Origin of the sequence: Carbonatibacter coralli, assembly GCF_039592655.1 — a bacterium.
Taxonomy (GTDB): Bacteria; Pseudomonadota; Alphaproteobacteria; order Kiloniellales; family Kiloniellaceae; genus Carbonatibacter; species Carbonatibacter coralli.
On the sequence record NZ_JBBUTJ010000001.1, the window covers coordinates 257,443 to 279,004 of the forward strand.

General features: G+C 54.6%; 22 protein-coding genes. 14 read left to right on the forward strand and 8 right to left on the reverse strand.

Going from position 1 to position 21,562, the window contains the following annotated elements:
• Positions 1 to 79: 79 nt before the first annotated feature.
• The 3 genes from AAAH10_RS01070 to fabD all read right to left on the reverse strand — a co-directional run bounded on the left by AAAH10_RS01070 (position 80) and on the right by fabD (position 2,409).
• Entirely contained in the window at positions 80 to 313 is a 234-nt protein-coding gene (locus tag AAAH10_RS01070) for an acyl carrier protein (protein ID WP_343559672.1), read from the reverse strand.
• A 300-nt stretch (positions 314 to 613) separates the two neighbouring features.
• Positions 614 to 1,354, reverse strand: coding sequence for a 3-oxoacyl-[acyl-carrier-protein] reductase (gene fabG / locus AAAH10_RS01075; RefSeq protein WP_343559673.1), 741 nt, complete (start codon positions 1,352 to 1,354; stop codon positions 614 to 616).
• A 113-nt stretch (positions 1,355 to 1,467) separates the two neighbouring features.
• Complete coding sequence (gene fabD, locus AAAH10_RS01080) at positions 1,468 to 2,409, reverse strand: ACP S-malonyltransferase (protein WP_343559674.1); 942 nt, start codon at positions 2,407 to 2,409, stop codon at positions 1,468 to 1,470.
• A 337-nt stretch (positions 2,410 to 2,746) separates the two neighbouring features.
• On the opposite strand from fabD, the gene rpsF reads away from it, so the two are divergent.
• The 11 genes from rpsF to AAAH10_RS01135 all read left to right on the forward strand — a co-directional run bounded on the left by rpsF (position 2,747) and on the right by AAAH10_RS01135 (position 13,241).
• On the forward strand, positions 2,747 to 3,148 hold the full coding sequence (rpsF, locus tag AAAH10_RS01085) for a 30S ribosomal protein S6 (protein ID WP_343559676.1): 402 nt from the start codon (positions 2,747 to 2,749) through the stop codon (positions 3,146 to 3,148).
• 13 nt (positions 3,149 to 3,161) lie between these two features.
• A complete protein-coding gene (gene rpsR, locus AAAH10_RS01090; RefSeq protein WP_343559678.1) occupies positions 3,162 to 3,419 on the forward strand; it encodes a 30S ribosomal protein S18 in 258 nt (85 codons plus the stop codon).
• Between the two features lie 14 nt (positions 3,420 to 3,433).
• A complete protein-coding gene (gene rplI, locus AAAH10_RS01095; RefSeq protein ID WP_442490255.1) occupies positions 3,434 to 4,030 on the forward strand; it encodes a 50S ribosomal protein L9 in 597 nt (198 codons plus the stop codon).
• A 241-nt stretch (positions 4,031 to 4,271) separates the two neighbouring features.
• Positions 4,272 to 5,879: a replicative DNA helicase gene (locus AAAH10_RS01100; RefSeq protein ID WP_343559680.1), complete on the forward strand. Its 1,608-nt coding sequence runs from the start codon at positions 4,272 to 4,274 to the stop codon at positions 5,877 to 5,879.
• 38 nt (positions 5,880 to 5,917) lie between these two features.
• Positions 5,918 to 7,066 (forward strand): alanine racemase, encoded by a 1,149-nt coding sequence (alr, locus tag AAAH10_RS01105; protein ID WP_343559682.1) that lies wholly within the window; start codon positions 5,918 to 5,920, stop codon positions 7,064 to 7,066.
• Positions 7,067 to 7,069: 3 nt separating this feature from the next.
• Positions 7,070 to 7,843 (forward strand): MlaE family ABC transporter permease, encoded by a 774-nt coding sequence (locus AAAH10_RS01110; RefSeq protein WP_343559685.1) that lies wholly within the window; start codon positions 7,070 to 7,072, stop codon positions 7,841 to 7,843.
• On the forward strand, positions 7,840 to 8,658 hold the full coding sequence (locus AAAH10_RS01115) for an ABC transporter ATP-binding protein (protein ID WP_343559690.1): 819 nt from the start codon (positions 7,840 to 7,842) through the stop codon (positions 8,656 to 8,658). The genes AAAH10_RS01110 and AAAH10_RS01115 overlap by 4 nt, the downstream gene beginning before the upstream one ends.
• Before the next feature lie 98 nt (positions 8,659 to 8,756).
• Positions 8,757 to 10,166 (forward strand): DNA repair protein RadA, encoded by a 1,410-nt coding sequence (gene radA, locus AAAH10_RS01120; RefSeq protein ID WP_343559693.1) that lies wholly within the window; start codon positions 8,757 to 8,759, stop codon positions 10,164 to 10,166.
• A gap of 59 nt (positions 10,167 to 10,225) precedes the next feature.
• The gene (locus tag AAAH10_RS01125) at positions 10,226 to 10,930 is read left to right on the forward strand and encodes a CvpA family protein (protein ID WP_343559694.1); all 705 of its coding nucleotides are present in this window, start codon (positions 10,226 to 10,228) and stop codon (positions 10,928 to 10,930) included.
• 137 nt (positions 10,931 to 11,067) lie between these two features.
• The gene (gene purF / locus AAAH10_RS01130) at positions 11,068 to 12,537 is read left to right on the forward strand and encodes an amidophosphoribosyltransferase (RefSeq protein ID WP_343559695.1); all 1,470 of its coding nucleotides are present in this window, start codon (positions 11,068 to 11,070) and stop codon (positions 12,535 to 12,537) included.
• Complete coding sequence (locus AAAH10_RS01135; RefSeq protein WP_343559696.1) at positions 12,534 to 13,241, forward strand: SDR family NAD(P)-dependent oxidoreductase; 708 nt, start codon at positions 12,534 to 12,536, stop codon at positions 13,239 to 13,241. Before purF ends, AAAH10_RS01135 begins: the two co-directional genes overlap by 4 nt.
• A gap of 85 nt (positions 13,242 to 13,326) precedes the next feature.
• Here AAAH10_RS01135 and der read toward each other — a convergent pair whose 3' ends face one another.
• From der to AAAH10_RS01150, 3 genes are all read right to left on the reverse strand, one after another.
• Positions 13,327 to 14,871, reverse strand: coding sequence for a ribosome biogenesis GTPase Der (der, locus tag AAAH10_RS01140; protein ID WP_343561309.1), 1,545 nt, complete (start codon positions 14,869 to 14,871; stop codon positions 13,327 to 13,329).
• Positions 14,872 to 15,063: 192 nt separating this feature from the next.
• Positions 15,064 to 16,404 carry a PQQ-like beta-propeller repeat protein gene (locus AAAH10_RS01145; RefSeq protein ID WP_343559698.1) on the reverse strand — a complete coding sequence of 447 codons (1,341 nt, stop codon included), beginning with the start codon at positions 16,402 to 16,404 and terminating at the stop codon, positions 15,064 to 15,066.
• A gap of 5 nt (positions 16,405 to 16,409) precedes the next feature.
• On the reverse strand, positions 16,410 to 17,051 hold the full coding sequence (locus AAAH10_RS01150; RefSeq protein WP_343559700.1) for a tetratricopeptide repeat protein: 642 nt from the start codon (positions 17,049 to 17,051) through the stop codon (positions 16,410 to 16,412).
• A 384-nt stretch (positions 17,052 to 17,435) separates the two neighbouring features.
• Here AAAH10_RS01150 and AAAH10_RS01155 point away from each other — a divergent pair, with 384 nt between their 5' ends.
• Genes AAAH10_RS01155 through AAAH10_RS01165 form a run of 3 tightly spaced genes read left to right on the forward strand, consistent with a single transcriptional unit; the run spans position 17,436 to position 19,202 of the window.
• Positions 17,436 to 17,765 carry a hypothetical protein gene (locus AAAH10_RS01155; protein WP_343559702.1) on the forward strand — a complete coding sequence of 110 codons (330 nt, stop codon included), beginning with the start codon at positions 17,436 to 17,438 and terminating at the stop codon, positions 17,763 to 17,765.
• Between the two features lie 21 nt (positions 17,766 to 17,786).
• Complete coding sequence (locus AAAH10_RS01160; protein WP_343559704.1) at positions 17,787 to 18,125, forward strand: DUF2794 domain-containing protein; 339 nt, start codon at positions 17,787 to 17,789, stop codon at positions 18,123 to 18,125.
• 48 nt (positions 18,126 to 18,173) lie between these two features.
• Positions 18,174 to 19,202: a GGDEF domain-containing protein gene (locus AAAH10_RS01165; RefSeq protein WP_343559707.1), complete on the forward strand. Its 1,029-nt coding sequence runs from the start codon at positions 18,174 to 18,176 to the stop codon at positions 19,200 to 19,202.
• 4 nt (positions 19,203 to 19,206) lie between these two features.
• Here AAAH10_RS01165 and AAAH10_RS01170 read toward each other — a convergent pair whose 3' ends face one another.
• The gene (locus tag AAAH10_RS01170; protein WP_343559710.1) at positions 19,207 to 20,358 is read right to left on the reverse strand and encodes a Gfo/Idh/MocA family protein; all 1,152 of its coding nucleotides are present in this window, start codon (positions 20,356 to 20,358) and stop codon (positions 19,207 to 19,209) included.
• Positions 20,355 to 21,527: an ATP-grasp domain-containing protein gene (locus tag AAAH10_RS01175; RefSeq protein WP_343559713.1), complete on the reverse strand. Its 1,173-nt coding sequence runs from the start codon at positions 21,525 to 21,527 to the stop codon at positions 20,355 to 20,357. Before AAAH10_RS01175 ends, AAAH10_RS01170 begins: the two co-directional genes overlap by 4 nt.
• Between the last annotated feature and the right edge of the window lie 35 nt (positions 21,528 to 21,562).

Below are 21,562 nucleotides of genomic sequence, written 5' to 3' on the forward strand. Positions count from 1 at the left end.
GATCCGGATAAACTCTTGCTATTACGGGGAAACGATAAACGCCGGAGTCATGGCTCCGGCGTTTGTATCATTCTGAAAATCAGGAGTTTTCAGAGATGAAGGAGATTGCATCCTGAACGGTCTGGATTTTTTCAGCCGCATCGTCAGGAATTTCACAACCGAATTCTTCTTCGAAAGCCATTACCAGCTCAACAGTGTCCAGGCTGTCAGCACCGAGGTCATCGATGAAGCTAGCACCTTCGGTTACTTTTGCTTCTTCTACGCCCAGGTGTTCAACGACGATTTTCTTTACGCGTTCAGCAATATCGCTCATTAATCTTTGTCCTTAATTTCTCTCACCCACGCGGCACTAAGACCGACCCGGTAAAATCATATTGAGCCAGAAGCTGCAAACCTGCGGTCTTCCGCCCTTCTGCTTTGTTCAACAGTACCTTTACCAACAATCGTTGTGCACTGTCACGACCCGACCTCTGTTAACAGCATGTCAGGTAGACACCCTGTGTGTAACCACTTTTTGGCCCGAGTTGCGGCCTGATAACACACTTGAGGGTGAGTTGCCAACGCCCTAATACATCAAAACTTCAGAAGTTCGGATATTTCAGGACGACAGGCTCTATATCATGGCCATTCCGCCGTTAACATGCAAGGTCTGACCTGTCATATAGGACGCTTCATCGCTTGCAAGGTAAACAACAGAGTTCGCAATGTCTTCCACAGCACCGAGGCGACCGGCCGGAATGGAGGACATCAGGGCCTCTTTCTGGGCATCAGGCAGCACGTCTGTCATGGCAGTCTGGATGAAACCGGGGGCCACACAGTTCACGGTGATACCACGGGATGCAACTTCCTGCGCCAGGGACTTGCTCATCCCGATCATGCCGGCCTTGGAAGCGGCATAGTTTGTCTGACCGGCATTGCCTGTCACACCGACAACAGAAGTGATACCGATAATGCGGCCTGTACGGCGCTTCATCATGCCTTTCAGGCAGGCTTTCGCAAGCTTGAAGCTGGATGACAGGTTCACAGACAGAACCAGATCCCAGTCTTCATCCTTCATGCGCATGGCCAGGGTGTCACGTGTCAGACCGGCGTTGTTGACCAGAATGTCAACCTTGCCCATTGCCTCTTCAGCGCGCTTGATCAGGTCTTCAGCAGCACCGGCTTCCGACAGGTTTGCAGGCAGAACGTGAACGCGCTCGCCACCCAGTTCTGCGGCAACGGCTTCCAGTGCATCAACACGTGTACCGGAAAGTCCAACAACCGCGCCCTGCGCATGCAGAGCCTTTGCAATGGCGTTTCCGATTCCACCGGATGCCCCGGTAACCAGAGCCGCCTTGCCGTCCAGATTAAACATGAATGTTCTCCATTGGAGCTTTTAGAATAACAAATTGAGATCAGATGATCCTCAAAACGCGGGACAGATTACCCCATCCCGCGAAGTGAACCAAGCCTTGAGGCCTGAATCGATCAAAGAGACTTCAGGAAAACCTCGATTTCCTCGGGCGTGCCGACGGCCTCACCTTTCATATCCCTGTTGATGCGGCGCACCAGACCGGAAAGGACCTTGCCAGCCCCCAGTTCGACCAGTTGCTCGATCTCCTGTCCTGCCATGAACTCGACAGACTCGCGCCAGCGTACGGAACCTGTCACCTGCTCAACCAGCAGATCACGCAGACTGTTGGGATCACTTTCAGCAGCGGCACGAACATTCGCCACGACAGGAAGGGATGGAACACCGAAGGTCACCTTTGACAGGGCTTCAGCCATCGCATCGGCAGCCGGCGCCATCAGGGAACAGTGGAAGGGCGCTGATACCGGCAGCAGAACGGCACGCTTTGCGCCCTGTTCCCTGGCCAGTTCGATCGCACGTTCGACCGCAGCCTTGTGACCGGAAACGACAACCTGCCCCGGCGCGTTGTCATTCGCAGCAGAGCAGACCTCTCCCTCGGCAGCCTTCTCGGCAATAGCAACGACAGCATCATAGTCCAGTCCCAGCAGAGCCGCCATTGCGCCGACACCGACCGGAACCGCAGCCTGCATGGCCTGACCGCGCGTTTTCAGCAGGCGGGCAGTATCGGAAAGCCCCAGAACACCGGAAGCAGCCAGCGCAGAGTATTCACCCAGGGAGTGCCCGGCAACAAAGGCCGCGTGATCGGAAAGCTTCAGTTTTCCTTCGCTCTCAAGGACGCGAACCACCGCCATGGATACAGCCATCAGGGCTGGCTGGGCGTTTTCTGTCAGGGTCAGATCTTCAGCAGGCCCCTCGAACATCAGGTTTGACAGCTTTTGTTCCAGCGCGTCATCGACTTCCTCAAAGACTTCCCGCGCAACCGGAAAGGCATCAGACAGGGCCTTGCCCATTCCAACAGCCTGTGAACCCTGTCCGGGGAAAACAAAAGCACGCTTCATTATAATGACTCCTCGCCACATCATTTTCGTGTCAGATACAAGAGCTGCCTTTTCTGTATGCATCAGGACGGCCCGTAAGGATGACAGAGATACCCCCTTGATGCCTGCTGTCAACAATTACGACATCAACTGCGCAGCTTTTACACGAATCTTGCCCCCGAAAGAGCCGCAGGATCCACAAAAGCCTTGCGTTCCGTGACGTCCTGAATATAGTGCAGCGGTCTAATCCGCAAATTGACAACTCCTTGCTGATCCCTCTTCGCGGGTTGAGGATCAGCTAATGGATTGATTGCCATTGCTTTTTTGGCGTCATCCGCAAAAGCCGTGAGGAGTAATTATGGCTCTTTATGAATGCGTGTACATCGCACGCCAGGACATTTCGGCCACCCAGGTCGAAGGTCTGACCGAACAGTTCACCTCCATCATCTCTGAAAATGGTGGTTCTGTTGCCAAAACCGAATACTGGGGTCTGCGTAACCTTGCCTACAAGGTTAAAAAGAACCGCAAAGGCCACTACGTTCTGCTGAACCTTGACGCGCCACACGCTGCGATCAAGGAAGTTGAGCGTATCATGAGCCTGAACGAAGACGTTCTGCGCACTCTGACAGTTCGCGTTGACGAACTGGAAGAAGGTCCTTCCGTTGTCATGCTGAACCGCAACAGCCGCGATGAGCGCGGTGGTCGTGGTGGCCGTGGCGGTGATCGTGGCGATCGTCGTTCCCGTGAAGACTCCAAGTAAGAGGTAGAGAAACATGGCTGTTCAAATCGTAAGTCAGGGCGTCGGCTCCCGCCGTCCTTTCAACCGTCGCCGCAAGTCCTGCCCTTTCGCAGGTCCTAACGCGCCAAAAATCGACTACAAGGACACACGTCTGCTGCAACGCTTCATTTCCGAGCGTGGCAAGATCGTTCCTTCCCGTATCACTGCAGTGTCTGCCAAGAAACAACGTGAACTCGCCCGTGCGATCAAGCGTGCCCGCTTCCTGGCTCTGCTGCCTTACGTTATTCAGTAAGAGGAGTAGACACGATGCAGATTATCCTTCTGGAACGCGTTGAGAAACTTGGCCAAATCGGTGACGTTGTTACTGTCAAGCCCGGTTACGCTCGTAACTTCCTGCTGCCGAAGAACAAAGCTCTTCGCGCAACCAAAGCAAACCTGGAAGTTTTTGAAACCCAGCGCGCACAGCTCGAAGCTGACAACCTGAAGCGTAAAGACGAAGCAACTGCTGTTGCCGGCAAGCTGGAAGGCCTGAAAGTTATCGTGATTCGCCAGGCTGGTGAATCCGGGCAGCTTTACGGTTCCGTCAGCGCCCGTGACATTGCCGAAGCTGTGACTGCCGAAGGCTTCACAGTCAACCGCGCACAGGTTCGTCTGAACACTGTTATCAAAACCCTGGGTCTGCACGATGTTCAAATCGCCCTGCACCCTGAAGTTCTGGTTTCCGTGACTGTGAACGCTGCACGCTCTGCCGAAGAAGCTGAAATTCAGGCTGAAAGCGGTGAAGCTCTGGTTGCTCGCGATGACGAGCCAACATTCGAACGCGAAGTTGGCCCGATCGGCGAAGACGACGAAAACGACCTTTCTGCTGAAACTTCAGAAGCTCCTGCTTCCGAAGAAGAATAAGTCGTTTCTGTCCGATATAGAAAACGGGAAAGGCGCTCCATCCGGAGCGCCTTTCTTTTTTCCCGACAAAACTGGTTGTGAACAAAGCTTTTACAAAACAGAAGCTTAACACACTGAAAAAATCACCTTTTCCTGACATGCCCTCTTCTTTGACAAGCCGCTTTGCTTGCGCTTGTGCCTGCAAAACGGTAAAGCTAGATGATCTTCAACAGGCCTCGTTTCAGGAAAGTAGTGCGCCTCCATGAGCGACAACGAACTCGACAACATTCCCCTTCCGGACGAAGGACCCGATTATGGTGACATGCCACCACCTGATGCCGCACCGGATTTCGGTCACGGCGCTCCCGATTTTGGTCCGGGACAGGACGAGTTTCTGCCGGAGCTGCGCACACCTCCTCACAACTACGAAGTTGAACAGGCCCTTCTGGGTGCGATTCTTGCCAACAACAAGGCCTATGAGCGGGTTTCCGACTTCCTGTTGCCGCAGCACTTTGCCGACCCGGCCCACAACGAGATCTATTCCGCCTGTAAAAGCCTGATCGAGCGCGGGCAACTGGCCAATGCCACGACTCTGAAAGCCTTCTTTGAAAGCAGCGGCACCCTGGAGGAACTGGGCGGCACAGCCTATCTTGCCCAGTTGCAGGACCACGTTGTCACCATCATCAACGCCTCCGACTACGGGAAGATCATTCACGATCTTTATCTGAGACGGGAACTGATCGACGTTGGTGAAAATATCGTCAACTCGGCGCATGAACACGAAATCGACCTTTCGGCCTCCCAGCAGATTGAAAAGGCCGAACAGGTTCTCTACCGCCTTGCCGAGGAAGGTCAGACGGAAGGCGGCTTTGTCTCCTTTGGCGATGCCCTGTCCGTTTCCGTCGAGCACATTGATGCAGCGGTCCGCCAGGGTGGCGGTATCTCCGGTGTTCCTTCGGGTTTCCGGGATGTGGACAAGCTCCTTGGTGGCTTTCACTCTTCGGATCTGATCATTCTCGCCGCCCGACCTTCCATGGGCAAGACGGCCTTTGTGACCAACATTGCCTTTCAGATTGTCCAGTCGAAAAAGCCCGGTTACGGACCGGATGGCGAGCCGACAGAGATTCCGCGTTCCATCGCCTTCTTCTCGCTCGAGATGTCCGCCGATCAGCTGGCTTCACGTATCCTCTCCTCAGCCGCCCGTGTGCCTTCGCACAACATGCGCCGTGGTGAACTGACAGACGACGAATACGAACACATCTTCCAGGTCAGCCGCGCGCTGTCGCAGTACAAGCTTTTCATCGACGACACTCCGAACCTGACGGTTCCGGGCCTGCGCACACGCTGCCGCCGCCTGAAACGACAGCACGGTCTGGACATGATTGTCATTGACTACCTGCAGCTGATGAGCGGTGCGCCCGGTGGCAAATCCGACAGCCGTGTGCAGGAGGTCTCCGAAATTTCACGTGGCCTGAAGGGGATTGCCAAGGAGCTGGATGTTCCCGTGATCGCCCTGTCCCAGCTGTCCCGTCAGACAGAGCAGCGTGATGACAAGCGTCCGCAACTTGCCGACCTTCGTGAATCCGGTTCGATCGAGCAGGATGCCGACGTTGTGATCTTTCTCTACCGTGATGAATACTACATTGCGCGGGAAAAACCGGGACAGGCCGCAAACGAGACAGCGGAACAGTTCCAGGAACGCGCCGCCAACCACGAAGCCCGTCTGGCATCGGCAGCAGGCAAGGCCGAAATGATCGTTGCCAAGCAGCGTCACGGCCCGATTGATACGGTTACCCTCTCCTTTGAAGGCAACTTCACCCAGTTCGGTGACTACGATGATCCGGAAAGCTTCCCGGAACAAATCGGCTAAACCACTCTCAAGCCCCCGAACAGATTGGTCCTCCCCGAATGACACACAGCCCTTCCGGATCTCCCCAAACCGCCCAGAGCATTCTTGATATTGATCTGAACGCCCTTGCGGAGAACTGGAAAAAGCTCGACAGCCTGTGCAGAAACAAAGCCCCGCAAACGCAATGCGGTGCCGTCGTCAAGGCCGATGCCTATGGTCTGGGCATCGCACCTGTTGCCAAGAGCCTCTACAATGCCGGAGCCAGACAGTTCTTTGTTGCCACGCTTGAAGAAGGCCTCGAACTGCGGGAGCTCTTTGACGACAGCGGCATCTCACGGGAAACAGCAGAGATTCACATCTTCTCGGGCCTGCTCGCGAACCTCGCTCCGCTCTATGCAGAAAACCAGCTGGTTCCGATCCTCAATTCACTTGATCAGCTCGGGCAGTGGCAGTCCCACAACCGGAGTTCACAAACGCAACATCCGGCCATGCTGCATATTGATACCGGCATGGCACGGCTCGGACTGGATGATACGGAGCTCGAAAGACTTCAGCAGGACACCGCCCTGCTGAAAGATACAGGCATTACCCATTACCTGCATCACTATGCCTGTGCCGACGAACAGAACAGCCCCCTGACCAAGCAACAGCTCACAGCGTTCAACCAGGCGATCAAACCCTTGCCAAAGGCCCAAAGCAGCCTGGCCAACTCTGCTGCCTGCTTTCTGGATCCGTCCTTCAGGGGCGCACTCACCCGCCCCGGCTATGCTCTCTATGGCGGCAATGCCTGCGGAAGGGAGGAGAGCGCAATGAAACCTGTCGTTCACGCACGATCACGCATCCTTCAAATCAGAAAAATTGACGTTGGTCAGGTGGTTGGATATGGTTCGAGCTATAAGGCAACGGGTCCGGAGCGTCTTGCAACTGTCAGTTTGGGTTATGCTGATGGCCTGCTGCGTTCCCTGTCCAACACTGCAAATCTGTGGCACAAGGGGACAGCTCTTCCGATCAGGGGGCGTGTTTCCATGGACTCTGTCATGGTGGATATCACCGCTCTGCCTGAAAACGCCGTAAAGGAAGGCGACTGGCTGGATTTGCTGGGCCCTGATCAGGCAATTGATCAGCTCGCCAAAGATGCCGGAACAATCGGTTATGAACTATTGACGCTGCTGGGACAGCGCTATCACAGGAATTACAGGACCATATAAACCATGCCTATTGTTCAACCTGTGGGACGTTTGACACTCGCATTTTTCGAACTTGTCGGACGCATCGCTGTCTTTGCCTTCACCACACTGTCCCATTTCTTCCGGCCCCCCTTCTACCCCCGACTGCTTTTGAAGCAAATGATCGAGGTTGGGTACTATTCCCTTCCCGTGGTCGGACTGACAGCCATCTTTACCGGGATGGTTCTGGCACTGCAAAGCTACACCGGTTTTGCGCGTTTTTCGGCAGAAAGCGCCATCCCGAATGTTGTCGTGGTATCCATCACGCGTGAGCTTGGCCCTGTCCTTGCCGGTCTGATGGTCGCCGGACGTGTGGGCGCAGCCATGGCCGCCGAAATCGGCACCATGCGTGTGACAGAACAGATTGATGCCCTCAAGACCCTCGCCACCAATCCTTTCAAGTACCTCATTGTCCCGCGCGTTCTTGCCGGGCTGCTGACACTGCCGCTTCTTGTGCTCGTCGCTGACATTATCGGGGTTCTGGGCGGTTATCTTGTCGCGGTTTACAAACTGGGGTTCAACCCGGCAACCTACATGAAGAACACACTGGATTTCCTCCAGCCTCTTGATGTGATCTCCGGTCTGGTCAAGGCTGCAGCCTTTGGCTTTATCATCACCCTGATGGGATGCTATCACGGCTATCACTCCCGCGGCGGGGCACAGGGTGTGGGCTCTGCGACAACAAACGCTGTTGTTTCAGCCTCGATCCTGATCCTGACCTTCAACTACATCATCACCGAGTTGTTCTTTTCCCAATGAGTCAGCCAACTGCAGAGACCAACACAACAGACAGGCCTGCGCCGGTTCTCTCCATCCGCGGGCTGAAGAAATCCTTTGGCCCCAAGATTGTCCTGAACGGTGTTGATCTGGACGTCTACAGCGGTGAATCCCTTGTGGTTATCGGCGGCTCGGGAACCGGAAAATCGGTCCTGCTCAAATGCATCATGGGACTGATGGAACCGGACGAAGGCCAGATCCTGATCAACGGAAAAAACATCACCCGTATGTCAGAGAGCGAACGCGAGGTTGTGCGCCGTGACTTCGGGATGCTCTTCCAGTACGCCGCTCTCTTCGACTCGCTTCCGCTCTGGGAAAACGTTGCCTTCGGTCTGACCGAGGTCCAGAAGGTCCCGCGCCGCAAGGCCCGTTCCATTGCCCTTGAAAAACTGCATGCCGTCGGGATGAGCGAGAAACTGGCCAACCGCTTTCCGGCCGATCTCTCTGCCGGTATGCGCAAGCGTGTCGGACTGGCGCGCGCCGTAGCCACCGGTCCGGAGTTCCTGTTCTTTGACGAGCCTACAACCGGGCTTGATCCTGTCATGGGCGATATGATTGATCGCCTGATCGTTGAATCCATCCAGTCTCTCAATGCCTGCGCCATGACCATCACACATGACATGGACAGCGCCAAACGCATCTCGAACCGCATCGCAATGCTCTATCAGGGCAGAATTGTCTTTGACGGACCTTCCGACAGTGTGGACGAAACCGACAATCCCTACATCAGGCAATTCATCAATGGCCTGCTTGAAGGTCCGATCCGGCTCCAGAACACGACAGACCGGCACGCCTGAGCACCAGCAGATCATTGTGATGTTTTCGTTCTTCACAAGAACCGCGGAATAAACTAGAACATAAAGAGAACAAAAACTTTCAGGGACGGAGAGATCCATTGGCCAAGAAACCCAGCAGCTCTTTTGTTTGCCAGTCCTGTGGTTCCGTCTATGCGAAATGGGCCGGTCGCTGCGATGGATGCGGGGAATGGAACAGCCTGGTCGAGGAAACTCTTCCTGATTCCGTTCCGGGGGGCCTTTCCAAACGCGCAAGCAAACGCGGACGCCAGATCGAATTCGTGTCTCTGGATGGCGCTTCCGAGAACATTCCCCGCCACATTTCCTGCAACAAAGAGTTTGACCGTGTCTGTGGGGGTGGCCTTGTTCCCGGTTCAGCCGTCCTGATCGGTGGAGATCCGGGAATCGGAAAGTCCACACTGCTGACCCAGATTCTTGCAGCCCTGTCCCGGCAGTCAGGCGTCCGCTGTGCCTATATCTCCGGCGAGGAAGCGGTTGACCAGGTTCGCCTCAGGGCAAAGCGTCTCGGTTTGAAAGGCGACGATTTTGAACTGGCCTCGGCAACATCGGTCCGCGATATCTCTTCCACACTTGATCAGGTTGATGGCCCGCGGGTTGTCGTGATTGATTCCATCCAGACCATGTTTGTGGACAGTCTTGATTCTGCTCCGGGCACGGTCTCCCAGGTTCGCGCGTCATCCCACGAACTGATCAATCTTGCCAAGGCGCGCGGCTTCTGCCTTTTGTTGGTTGGACACGTCACCAAGGAAGGTGTCATCGCCGGCCCCAAGGTTCTGGAACACATGGTCGACACTGTCCTGACCTTCGAGGGTGAACGGGGGCACCACTTCCGCATTCTCCGTGCCGTCAAGAACCGCTTTGGCCCAACAGACGAAATCGGCGTTTTTGAAATGTCCGAACAGGGGCTTGAGGAAGTCGCCAACCCTTCGGCCCTGTTTCTTGCAGAAAGACGTGGCAACGTCTCGGGTGCTGCCGTCTTCGCCGGACTGGAAGGCTCCCGGCCTGTCCTTGTCGAGATACAGGCTCTTGTGTCCCCTTCACAGCAGGCCAACCCGCGGCGGGCAGTGGTGGGATGGGACTCGGGGCGACTGGCCATGATCCTGGCGGTTCTGGAAGCCCGTTGCGGGCTGGTGCTGGCTGGCAACGAGGTCTATCTGAACGTTGCAGGCGGCCTGAGGATTTCCGAACCCGCCGCAGACATGGCCGTCGCTGCCGCGCTGATATCCGCCGCCATGGATGTCCCGGTGCCGGAGGAAACCGTTGTCTTTGGCGAAATCGGCCTTTCCGGTGAGGTCCGCGCAGTCTCCCAGGCAGAAAGCAGGATGAAGGAAGCCGCCAAACTCGGTTTCCTTCGCGCGATTATCCCGCCTTCACGCTCAAAGAAGAATTGCAAGAGCAGTACACAGGGGTTAGAAACAAAAACGATTGAACACCTTCAGGATCTGGTTGCCCTCTTTGCCGCGCGCTCTGTCGACAAGGCCCGGGGCTGACAGACCTTCAGGAGCCAAGAGACCCTGCGGAAATTCGTAACAAGGACTAGACTGTAAGAATGGAAAACCTGCCGCTTTCCTTGCTGGATATTGCTGTTCTGGTTGTCATCCTTGTTTCCGGCGGTTTTTCCTTCATGCGCGGTTTGCTGCATGAGGTCCTTTCCATAGGAGCCTGGGTTGGCGCCGGTTTTGCCACACTCTACGGCTTTCACCCGCTGCTGCCACACGTCTCGCAATTCATCAACATTCCGATTGTTGCCGAGATTGCCACCGGAACGGTCATTTTTGTCGTTGTCCTCGGCCTGCTGAGCGCGCTGATCCGTTTCTTCTGCAAACATGTGCGGGAAAGCACCTTTGGCCCACTGGACAAAACCCTTGGCTTTTTGTTTGGACTTGTCCGCGGCGCCATTATTGTCTGCATAGCCTGGGTCTTTATCTTCGTCTTCCTCATTCCCGAGAGCAGTGGCTGGCCCAACGACGTCCAGAAATCAAAAACCCGGCCTCTTCTTGTCCAGGGTTCGGCCATGCTGATCGAACTGATCCCCGAAGAGTTCCGCAATGCCGTTATGATAGAAGCGCTGAACAACGCCCGAAAGGCGCGCGCGGCCTACGACGCAACCCGGGCCTATGAACAGCTTCTTGCGCCAAGTCCGGAGAGCCCGTCGGAAACCCAGCCGGCCAACTCTTCCGGAGAAACGGGATACGATCAACAAAGTCGTGATGACCTTCAAAAGGCCATTGAGAACCTGAACACAACAGAGTAACTCTATCCAAACCCGCACATCAAAATGTGCGGGTTTTTACAGTCCTTGCGCAAAAGCGCAGCTTTTAATCCAGGACCTCCTGCAAAAAGGGAGGTGAAAACCATATGACAAAAGTCATGTGACAGAGGAGAGAGAGAATGATTCCCGACCATTATCTGGACGACGGCGATGACAAGCTCCACGAGGAATGTGGTGTTTACGCAGTCTATGGACACGAAGGGGCATCTGCCCTTTGCACACTCGGGCTCCACGCCCTTCAGCACAGAGGCCAGGAAGCCGCAGGAATTGTTTCCTCTGACGGCAAGGACTTCTTCAACCACCGTGCCCTGGGGCTGGTGGGAGACAACTTCTCGGACCAGAAAACCATCGAGGCCCTCAAAGGCCACATGGCCATTGGTCACACGCGCTACTCCACAACAGGGGAAACAGCGCTTCGCAACGTTCAGCCGCTCTTTGCCGATCTCTACATGGGCGGCTTTGCCATGTGCCACAACGGCAACCTGACAAATGCCCAGAAAATCCGCGAGCAGCTGGTCATGCGCGGCTCCATCTTCCAGTCCACCATGGACTCCGAGGTCATCCTGCACCTTGTCGCGACTTCCATTCGCGAAACCATTACCGAAAAGGTGATTGACGCCGTTCAACGGATCCAGGGAGCCTATGCCCTGCTCTGCCTGACCAAGGAAGGCCTGATCGCGGTTCGCGATCCGAACGGGATTCGCCCGATGGTTCTCGGCAAATTCGAAAACTCCCATGTTGTCGCGTCCGAAACCTGCGCACTGGACATCATCGGTGCCGAGTTTGTGCGTGATGTCGAACCGGGCGAAATGCTCCTGATCAACGAAGACGGCATCCAGTCCCTGCGTCCCTTCCCGCCAACACCCAAGCAGAGCTGTATTTTCGAGTACATCTACTTTGCCCGCCCGGATTCCGTAATCGACGGGATTTCCGTCTATGAAGCACGCAAAAACATTGGCCGGGAACTGGCCCGTGAAAACGGCGTTGAAGCCGATGTGATCGTCCCCGTACCGGACTCAGGCGTTCCCTCGGCTCTGGGTTACAGTCAGGAAGCCAACATTCCCTTCGAGCTTGGCATTATCCGCAACCACTATGTGGGACGGACCTTCATCGAGCCGGGACAGGCCATCCGCAACCTGGGTGTGAAGCTGAAACACAATGCCAACCGCGCTGTCATTGAGGGCAAGCGCGTTGTTCTGGTTGATGACTCTCTGGTTCGCGGCACGACCTCTATCAAGATCGTCGAAATGGTTCGCGCCGCAGGTGCGAAAGAAGTCCACATGCGCATCGCATCGCCCCCCATTGGCTACCCCTATTTCTACGGTATCGACATCAGCCACTCCAAGCAGCTGCTGGCCGCCCAGATGAGTGTTGAGGAAATGGCGGAGCATATCGGCGTTGATTCCCTCTCCTTCATCTCCATCGACGGGATGTATCGCGCCATGGGACAGGAAACCCGTGACGACACCACGCCGCAGTTTACCGACTCGCCCTTTACCGGTTATTACCCGACCCGTATTGATGATTACGAGGACTACGTCAAAGACGTTCCAAAGACTGTTTTCAAGAAGAGCGACGACAAAAAATGAGCGAACCCAGACTGAAAGGCCGTCTGGCACTGATTACAGGGGCATCACGCGGCATTGGGCGCGCTGTTGCCAGACGCTATGCAGCAGAGGGGGCCAAGCTCCTGCTGATGGCGCGGACTGTTGGTGCCCTGGAAGAACTGGATGATGAAATCCGTGCCGCTGGCGGGGAAAGCTCTGTTCTGATCCCTCACGACATGCACAAGCATGACGAACTGGATCATCTGGGTCACTCCCTTTACGAAAAATACGGCAAGCTCGACATTCTTGTCGGAAACGCTGCCTCGCTGGGTCCACTGTCACCGCTTGGACACATCAGCCCGAAAGTCTGGGATGACACCTTTAGCCTCAATGTCACGGCCAACTATCGTCTGATCAGAAGCCTTGATCCTCTGCTGAAGCAATCTGACGCGGGGCGTGCCATTTTCGTCACCACAGGACCGACACCACGCGCCTACTGGGGGCTTTACAAGGCCACCAAGTCAGCGCTGGAAACAATGGTGCAGGTCTACGCGGCAGAAAATCGCAACACAACAGTTTGCGCCAATCTGGTCAATCCCGGTGCCGTTCGCACGCACATGCGCGAAAAGGCTTTCCCCGGCGAGGACCCGATGACCCTGCCGGCACCGGAGGACATCACAGAGGTTTTCGTTCAGCTGGCTGAAAGCTCCTGTGAGATGAACGGAGAGATCCTGCAGGCCCAGTAAACTTCTCTGACCAGCAGGTTTCCCGGATCAGGCAACAAAAGAAAAGGCCACTCGCTTCGGAGTGGCCTTTTTCTGTTCGTCTTCCCTAGCGCTTTTTCCTGTTGGCGTAAGGGTTGTGAGACTTCTTCATGTGGATCCGGATCGGAACACCCGGCATATCGAAGGTCTCTCTCAGGGAGTTTTCGATAAAGCGATTGTAGCTTCCCGGCAAATCCTCCGGCAGGGAGCAGGAAATCGCGAAGGTCGGCGGTCTGGTTCGCGCCTGGGTGATATACTTCAGCTTGATCCGGCGCCCTCCCGGTGCGGGTGGCGGATGGATTTCAAGAATTTCCTGCAGCCAGTCGTTCAGCTTGGCCGTCGAAATGCGGGTGTTCCAGATTTCGTAGATGTCAAAAACCGCTTCCAGCAAACCGTCAAGGTTGTGCCCTTTCAGCGCCGACATGGTGACAACAGGAATTCCCTTGCCCTGCGACAAAGAAGTCTGCAAGCGGTCGGAAACACGCTGAAGAACAGCTTTCTTGTCCGCGCAGGCATCCCACTTGTTGACAGCAATCACCAGCGCACGGCCTTCATTCATCACTGTTCTGGCAATGGTCAGGTCCTGTTTGTCCAGAACCCCGTCTGCATCCAGCGTCAGCACCACAACCTGTGCATATTTCAAGGCACGCAGGGAGTCTGCCACGGACATCTTTTCAACACGGTCCATCACCTTGGAACGCTTGCGCATCCCTGCTGTATCGACAATGCGAAGCGGGCGCCCCTGCCATTCGTAATCAACCGTGATGGCATCGCGGGTAATACCGGCCTCAGGCCCCGTCAAAAGACGATCCTCACCCAGAAGCCTGTTGATGAGAGTGGACTTGCCCACATTGGGGCGTCCCACGATCGCCAGCTGCAAAGGCCCCAGCGGCGTATCGTCGATCAGCTCGCCCTCTTCATCAAGAGCCAGGGAAAGATCAGCCAGCTGCGGCTCATCGCTTTCCTCGTCAAAGTCCACATCACCTTCGGCGAGATAGTCTTCGTCCTCCGAAAGGAAGGTCTCTTCTTCCCCGAAAGATTCCTCTTCAGGCTCTTCGGTCTCAACAATACGCGCTGCCCGCTGTATTTCGGTCCTCTTTGCGGCACGCTCTTCTTCCCAGCGGATAAAGTGCTCCCGGATCACATCGTAGAGATCACTGGCCCCAAGGCCATGTTCGGCAGAATAGGGAACAGGCTCGCCAAGTCCCAGCGAATAGGCTTCCAGCAGGTTCATGTCTGCCTCACGCCCCTCGCACTTGTTTGCCATCAGGACAATCGGCGTCCTACCCTTGCGAAGCCACTGCGCGAAGTGTTCATCCATGGGCGTAACACCTGTGCGGGCATCAACGACCATAATGGCCAGATCGGCATCAACCACAGCCTTCTCGGTCTGGCGGCGCATTCTGGCTTCCAGGGAATTGTCGAAGGCTTCCTCCAGCCCTGCGGTATCAATGATTCGAAAGCTCAAATCAAAGAGCTGGGCATGGCCTTCGCGGCGATCACGCGTCACGCCGGGCTGGTCATCAACCAGCGCAAGACGCTTGCCTGTCAGCCTGTTAAAGAGTGTGGACTTGCCAACATTCGGGCGTCCAACGATTGCTACGGAATACATGGTTTTCATCCCATTTGCCTGACCCGTGATCACATGCCGGCAAAGAGCTTGCTGGCACCGCGGGAGCTTTTGATAGGCTTATGCGGCATGGATGCAAAAATGGCAAGCCTTCACAGAACCTTCCAGCACCGATCAGCTATCCGGTCACTGCATGGCTTGCCATCCAGAAATCAGTTCTTCGCCCTTGCAGAGTTACTGATAGGCAATCAGATCAGCATCATTGTTCAGCAGATACAGGCTGTTTCCGGCAACAACAGGCGGAAGGGCTGCACCATTGGACAGTTCGATATAGCTGAGAATGTCACCGGTATAGGGTGAAAGGGAAACAGCAAAATCGTAGGATCCTGCAACGATCAGGCGATCACTCGCCAGAACCGGCCCATACCAGGTGATCGGTTCATCGCGGTCCTCATCTGTAAACTGTGGCAGGGGCTGAACCCAGCGAATGCGGCCATCGCGTCTGCGAACAGCAACAACCTGTGCATCATTGGACAGGACGTAGATGTATTCACCCGCCACCCAGGGAGTCTGAATACCACCAACATCAATATCCCAGATACGCGAGCCATTGTTCAGGTCCAGAGCAACCATCCGCCCGGAGTGACTGATGGCAATCACCCGATCCCGGTCAATCACCGGCAGTCCGCGGATATGCGCCAGATCGGTCAGAGGATCCGTTCTGCGCAGGGCCGAAAGGTCAAAGGACCAGCGCTCGTCACCATCAACGGCATCAAGGGCAACCAGTTCGCCGGAAGAATAGGGAACAACCAGCATTCTGCCAGCCACAGCCGGGCTCGCACCACCAAGGATGCTCGCATCCTGCTGAGCACCCAGATGAGTCCAGAGGCGGCGTCCGTCATTGGCAGCCAGCGCGACAGTCTGGTTATCCAGTGTCACAGCGAAAACCCGCCCGCCGTTCACAGTAGGCGCAGCCCGCATCGGGCCGGGCGCACGCTGGCTCCACTGGACAGCTCCGGAACGGGCATCCAGCGCAAAGATCCAGGCAAAGCCCGTTGTCACATAAAGCCGCCCCTGGGAATAGGCAAGACCGCCACCGAAACCGCCTTCATCTTCAACCAGATCGGTCAGATCACGGCTCCAGTATTCACGCCCGGTGTTCTTGTCAAAGGCGTGCACGGTCCCTTCGGCATCCATGGAGAAGATCACAGGATCAACAACAATCGGCTGGGCCAGAAGGGCCTTGTTGTAATCACTGGCTTCCCCGATGTCCTGGCTCCAGCGCTCAGACGGCGCCTCGCTCAGCTGCAGGTGGAACATCGCATGAATGGCGTTTCCGCCAGAGTGGGACCAGACCTTGTTTTCAAAGGGAGCGGGCAGAACAATGCGCTGATCGGCAATGGAACTGTCTGCAGAAATCCCGCGATCCTCTGTCTGAATCGCGATCCGCGCACCAGGCAAAGGAGGACCATCTCCTTCACCGATCAAATCGTTAATGGTGTCACAGGCCGAGAGTGACAACAGCAGCAACCCCGCAACAGAGGCTCTGGGAAACAATCTCAGGGACAAGGCCATCCGCTCTACTCCCCGATCACAGACAGAATGCGTTCAGCACGCGATTTCAGGGAACCGGAAACCTCTGCATCCTGTGCCAGTTGCTCAAAGGTCTGACGGGCCGAGGCCTTGTCACCTTCTTCCAGGGCAATCAGTCCCTGCAGCTCAAGGGCGTGTCCATAGAGGGCAGAGCCGGCCCTGGTCAACAGTGCAACACGCTCCCTGGATCCGGTGAAATCCTTCTGCTCCAGCAAATGCAGGGCCGCCAGATAGGCCGCGATATCAGACATCTGCTCAACCGGAAGCTTTTCCGCGGACAGCTGATCCCAAAGAGCCACAGCCTCTTCAACACGCCCTTCATCTGCAGCGATTTGCGCAGTGGTGAAACGGGCCAGAACGCCATAACCGTCTGCTGCATCCCCAACCTGCTCCAGAAGCTGGCCCGCGGCCTGCAAATCTCCGGCAGCAAAGATCTCTGCAGCCTGATAGAAAACAGCTGACTGCTCTTCACGAACAGAAAGATCATAGGCCTTCCAGCCCTGCCAGCCTGCAGTTGCAGCAATCACAACAACTGAAACGGCACCAAAGAGAGCACCATACTTCTTCCAGATCTTTTTCAGATTTTCCTGTTTGAGATCGTCTTCAACTTCCTGAAAGATATCGGCCACGGAGGCTTCCCTTCTGTCTTCATTCCAAAGCTATAGAGCGTAACGAGTCTGTCTGTGACTTCGCAGCGAAACTGCTGCAATTTATATAGAAAATCACACCGAAGCAACCAAAGTGAACCCGGAGTTTGACCAATTTCGGGCAAAGACCGAAAAAACAGGCAATATCTTCCCTCTTCCCCGCCGGGTCCGGGCTCTAAAATCCCTAAAAAATATGAGGAATTTTTCATGGAGAAAAAATTCTAAAAGCTTGTTTTTTAAGGAGATGATAAGGATTTTTTTACTGGATAGATATAAATTACAAGATAGAACACTGATCTGAAAAAATGTAAGCTCCTGTTTTGTCATGACGAATCATTCTTTTGAGAAAACCGCTGGTAAACGGAAATGAAAAAGTTCTTTATCCCGCTCATCCTGCTTTCCGGCCTTGGGGCCTGTGCAGATCCGTATGTGACATCAGCGGCAAGTGTCGGAACGCTGATCACAACAGACAAGACAATAACGGACCATGTCGTTTCCTGGGCAATGGCGGAAGACTGCTCCGCAATTGAATGGTCAAAAGGCGAGGAATACTGTGTGGAAGAAGGCAGTCGCAATTCATCCGGCCCGCAACCAACACTTTATTGTTACAGAACTCTGGGTGGAACGACATGCTATGATAAACCTTACGAGGATGCATCTTCGAACATAAAGGTGTATACTCCCCCAAGTGAGTAATTGCGGTTAAGCAGGTAATGAATGGCCTCTGTTCATCATTTGAATTCATCATCTTTCAGAACTTCCTCTCCTCACATAACCTCCAGATTTGAAAAGGACGAACTGGGACAGATTCTGGCTCTCTACAGCCAGAATGTTGCGAAAGGAGAATGGAGGGACTACGCCATTGACATACTTGAACAATCCTCAATTTTTTCCATATTTCGACACAGCCATGAACGCCCACTTTTTACCGTTACAAAAAGTCTGGGGCACAAGAGCAGATACGCGGAGTTTTCTGTACACAGCGGAAACAAACCTTTGAAAAAAAGCCGAAATCTGATCGAGGCCCTTTCGGTTCTTCATGAACCTTCTGATTGATCCAAGCGACACCCAAACAAGAAATATCAAGCGGGAACAAAAAAAATAATGCCAGCTTCTAACTCCGTTTCAAAATCACTGGATATTGCCGAAAAAGCACTGTCGGAAATGGCAAAGCGCGGTATTCCCGCGACCCCCCAGAACTATACGCTCTGGTACGACCATACCCTCGACAGAAATCCGGGGCTTCGCGCCCAGATCGAACTGATGGAAGAAGAAGGCCGCCCCTTTACAGAAGAAGCCTGCTCCAAGCTCTATCACGACTTCTATTCCTTTGATGAAGAAGCCGAGGAGCTTCGCAATGCCAGTGCGAAGCTGCAGATGCTTCTCCAACTGATGATTTCCCAGCTTGCAGAAGCCGGGGAAAACACGGAAGGCTACAGCAACTCCCTGCAAAACCTGAGCGGCGAACTGAACAACGTCACCGCTGCCGACAAGATCGAACGGGTGGTCACGCAGTTGCTGAGTGAAACAGCCTCCATCACTGAAAAGAACAAACTTCTTCAGCAGGAACTCAATGCCTCCTCAGATGCGATCTCCACCCTGCAGAGCAATCTGGAAGAAGCCAGAACAGAATCTGTAACCGATGCCCTGACCAAGATCGGCAACCGCCGCCTGTTTGACGAAAAGCTTCTCGAGTGCTCGAACGAAGCGGCCCGCGAGGAGACAGAACTTTGCCTTCTGCTCATTGATATTGACCACTTCAAGGCTTTCAATGACACCCACGGACACAGGGTCGGGGACGAGGTCCTGAAGTTTGTCGGAGCAAGGCTCAAGCAAATGGTCAAGGGACAGGACATTCCGGCGCGCTATGGCGGGGAGGAATTCGCCTGTATCCTGCCGGAAACAGGCATTGATGACGCCTCGACACTGGCAAACTCGATCCGCGAGGCTGTCTCCAAGCAGGTTCTTCGCAACAAGAAGACCGAGGAGAACTTCGGGCGCATCACAATTTCAATCGGCGTGTCGAAATATGCGCCCGGAGAAGCGCTGGAAGCCTTTATCAACCGTGCTGACGAAGCGCTGTACCGCGCCAAGGATCAGGGACGCAACCGCGTCATGAAGGAAATCAGCTGACCTTTCACCGAACGTCAGACACCGTTTCCCAACGCTCCGACTGTGCGGAACGCTCTGCAGCATCCAGAAGGAACAGCCCTTCCATTGCCTCGTCAATGCCAAAGACATAGGGGCTGGAAGGCTGTTCATTGTTCCTGCGTGCCCGCAGACACTTTGCGACATCCGAATAATAGTTTGCCAGTGCCTCGATAAAACCGGCAGGATGACCAACCTTGAAACGACTGTACTCGATGCCGTTTGCCGCCAGTACGCCATAGCTGGCCCTGTCATAGATCATGCGTCCGCCATGACGGTTGCTGCAGACAAGTGTTTCCGGTTCGGCCTGAAACCATTCCGCAGACCCGTTCTGACCAAAAACACGGATTTTCAAACCGTTCCGACAGCCCAGAGCTGTTTTGCTGTACCAGTAATTGACATGAAGTCCGCCACTGTAACGGACCATACAGGACACAGTGTCTGTAATATCCTTGAAGTTCCCGAAGGTATCTGAACTGCCAATAACGGACCGGGGCTTTTCCCCCGTCAGGAAGGCAACCAGCATGTGCATATGGGACCCCAAATCGAGTGAAATGGTTGGTATTTCCCCGTCTACCAGACGCCAGTCCTGAGGCACCATGGGTTGCCCCTCATCGGTCAGTCGCAAAAAGCCTTCTTGTGGCATTTCAATCTGAATCTGCTGGATCGAACCAAGCTCCCCCTTGTCAATCCGTGCTTTCAGCTCCCGGAACATCGGATAGCCGGTGTAGTTCGATATCACGGCCAGAAAACCGTTTTCTGCCTCCAGAAGTGCTTTGACCTTTCTTGCCTCCCGGACAGTTGCGGTCAGGGCCTTCTCGCAGATCACAGGCACCCCGGCTTCAAGACAGAGTTCCAGATGCCGGTAATGCTGATCCTGGGGCGTCAGGATAACAACGGCGTCCACTTTATCCCTTTCCGCATCAAGCAGACCTTGAAGATCATCATAGGTCCGGGACGCGTCAACGCCGTATTCAGCCGCAGTTTCCAGACATTTGGTTCTGTCCCGGCTGAAACAGCCGGCGACCAGCTCAAAATTCTGATCCAGCCCCAACGCAGAGCGGTGCGCCCGTCCGACAGCAGAATCACGACCCCCACCAACAAATGCCACCTGAAGCTTCTTGTCGTTTGATAAGGTCATTTCATTTCCTCGACAGCTTTCAATTTCACTCTTTTGGCCAATACGGGAGTCAACAGCAACAACTGTTCCAAATCGGGAAACTTCATGAAAAGCAACGCCGTTTTCCCGTAGGGAGCCGCAGACAGGGCATAGCCGTTGCTTTGCAGGGCAACAATTTCCTGCGCGGACACAGGCAAATCATGAGTGAAAGAGAAATTCAACTGGGACATGTCTGCACTCAATGTATGTCTGGCCCAGAACTCACATTCACCTTTTTCCGCCAGCTCGGGATACTCCTCCCCCAAAAAGGGTCGAACGAACCAATCTGCATAATCAATACCCGTCGATCGCTCGACCAGAGAACCGAAGAGATCACCGGGACAGCGTCTCATGGCCTCCACTATTCTGAAATCACCCCCGGCATCAACAAGAAATTGCGTATGCAACAGCCCATCACCAAGCTCCAGAGAGGCAGCCAGCCTTTCAATCTGCTCGCGAATGCTGTTCCTGATTTGCCCGGACAACCCGGAAGGATGATTGGAGCAATTCACCTGATAGGGATAAACGGTGCAGAATTCATCCACAAAAAAATCAAGGAAGATCTTGCGATCCCTGATAAAGGCCGAATGACTGTGAAGGGAGCCGTCAAAAAATTCCTCAACAATAGCTTCTTCAGTTCCCGGCTGGTCGAACACTTTTTTCAGAGCGCCCTCCAGTTCCTTCCGGTTTTCCACCTTTGAAACACCCTGCCCGCTGTAACTGTTCACAGGCTTGACAATAAGAGGAAACGGCAAGTCCGGAGCAGGGCCTGCCCCTTCCACCACATCAAAACCGGGGATGCGAAGCCCTGCCGTCAAACAGGCCTGCCGAAAAGCACCCTTTGTGTGAATGATTTCCGTAATCCTGTCATTGTCAAAACCGGCAAAACCGAACTGCCCGGCAACCCGGGCAGAAACCCGGTAGGAACAGTCATTTCCCGTAGGGACCAGGAAATCAAACCTTTCCTCACGAACCAGTTTTGCAAGCTGTCCGGCATCGGAATAATCCACAAAAAAGGAACGATCTGCAGCCTTGTGACACACCTCATCGGGCCTGTTTCCGCAGACAGAAACCTCTATGCCTCTTTTTTTGAGTGCATTCAAAAGGGGAAGGGCACTGAAGTTACTCCCCACCAACAGAGCGCGTCGCATGATTTCACCCCTCATTCTGTCTTCTGAGCATCAGA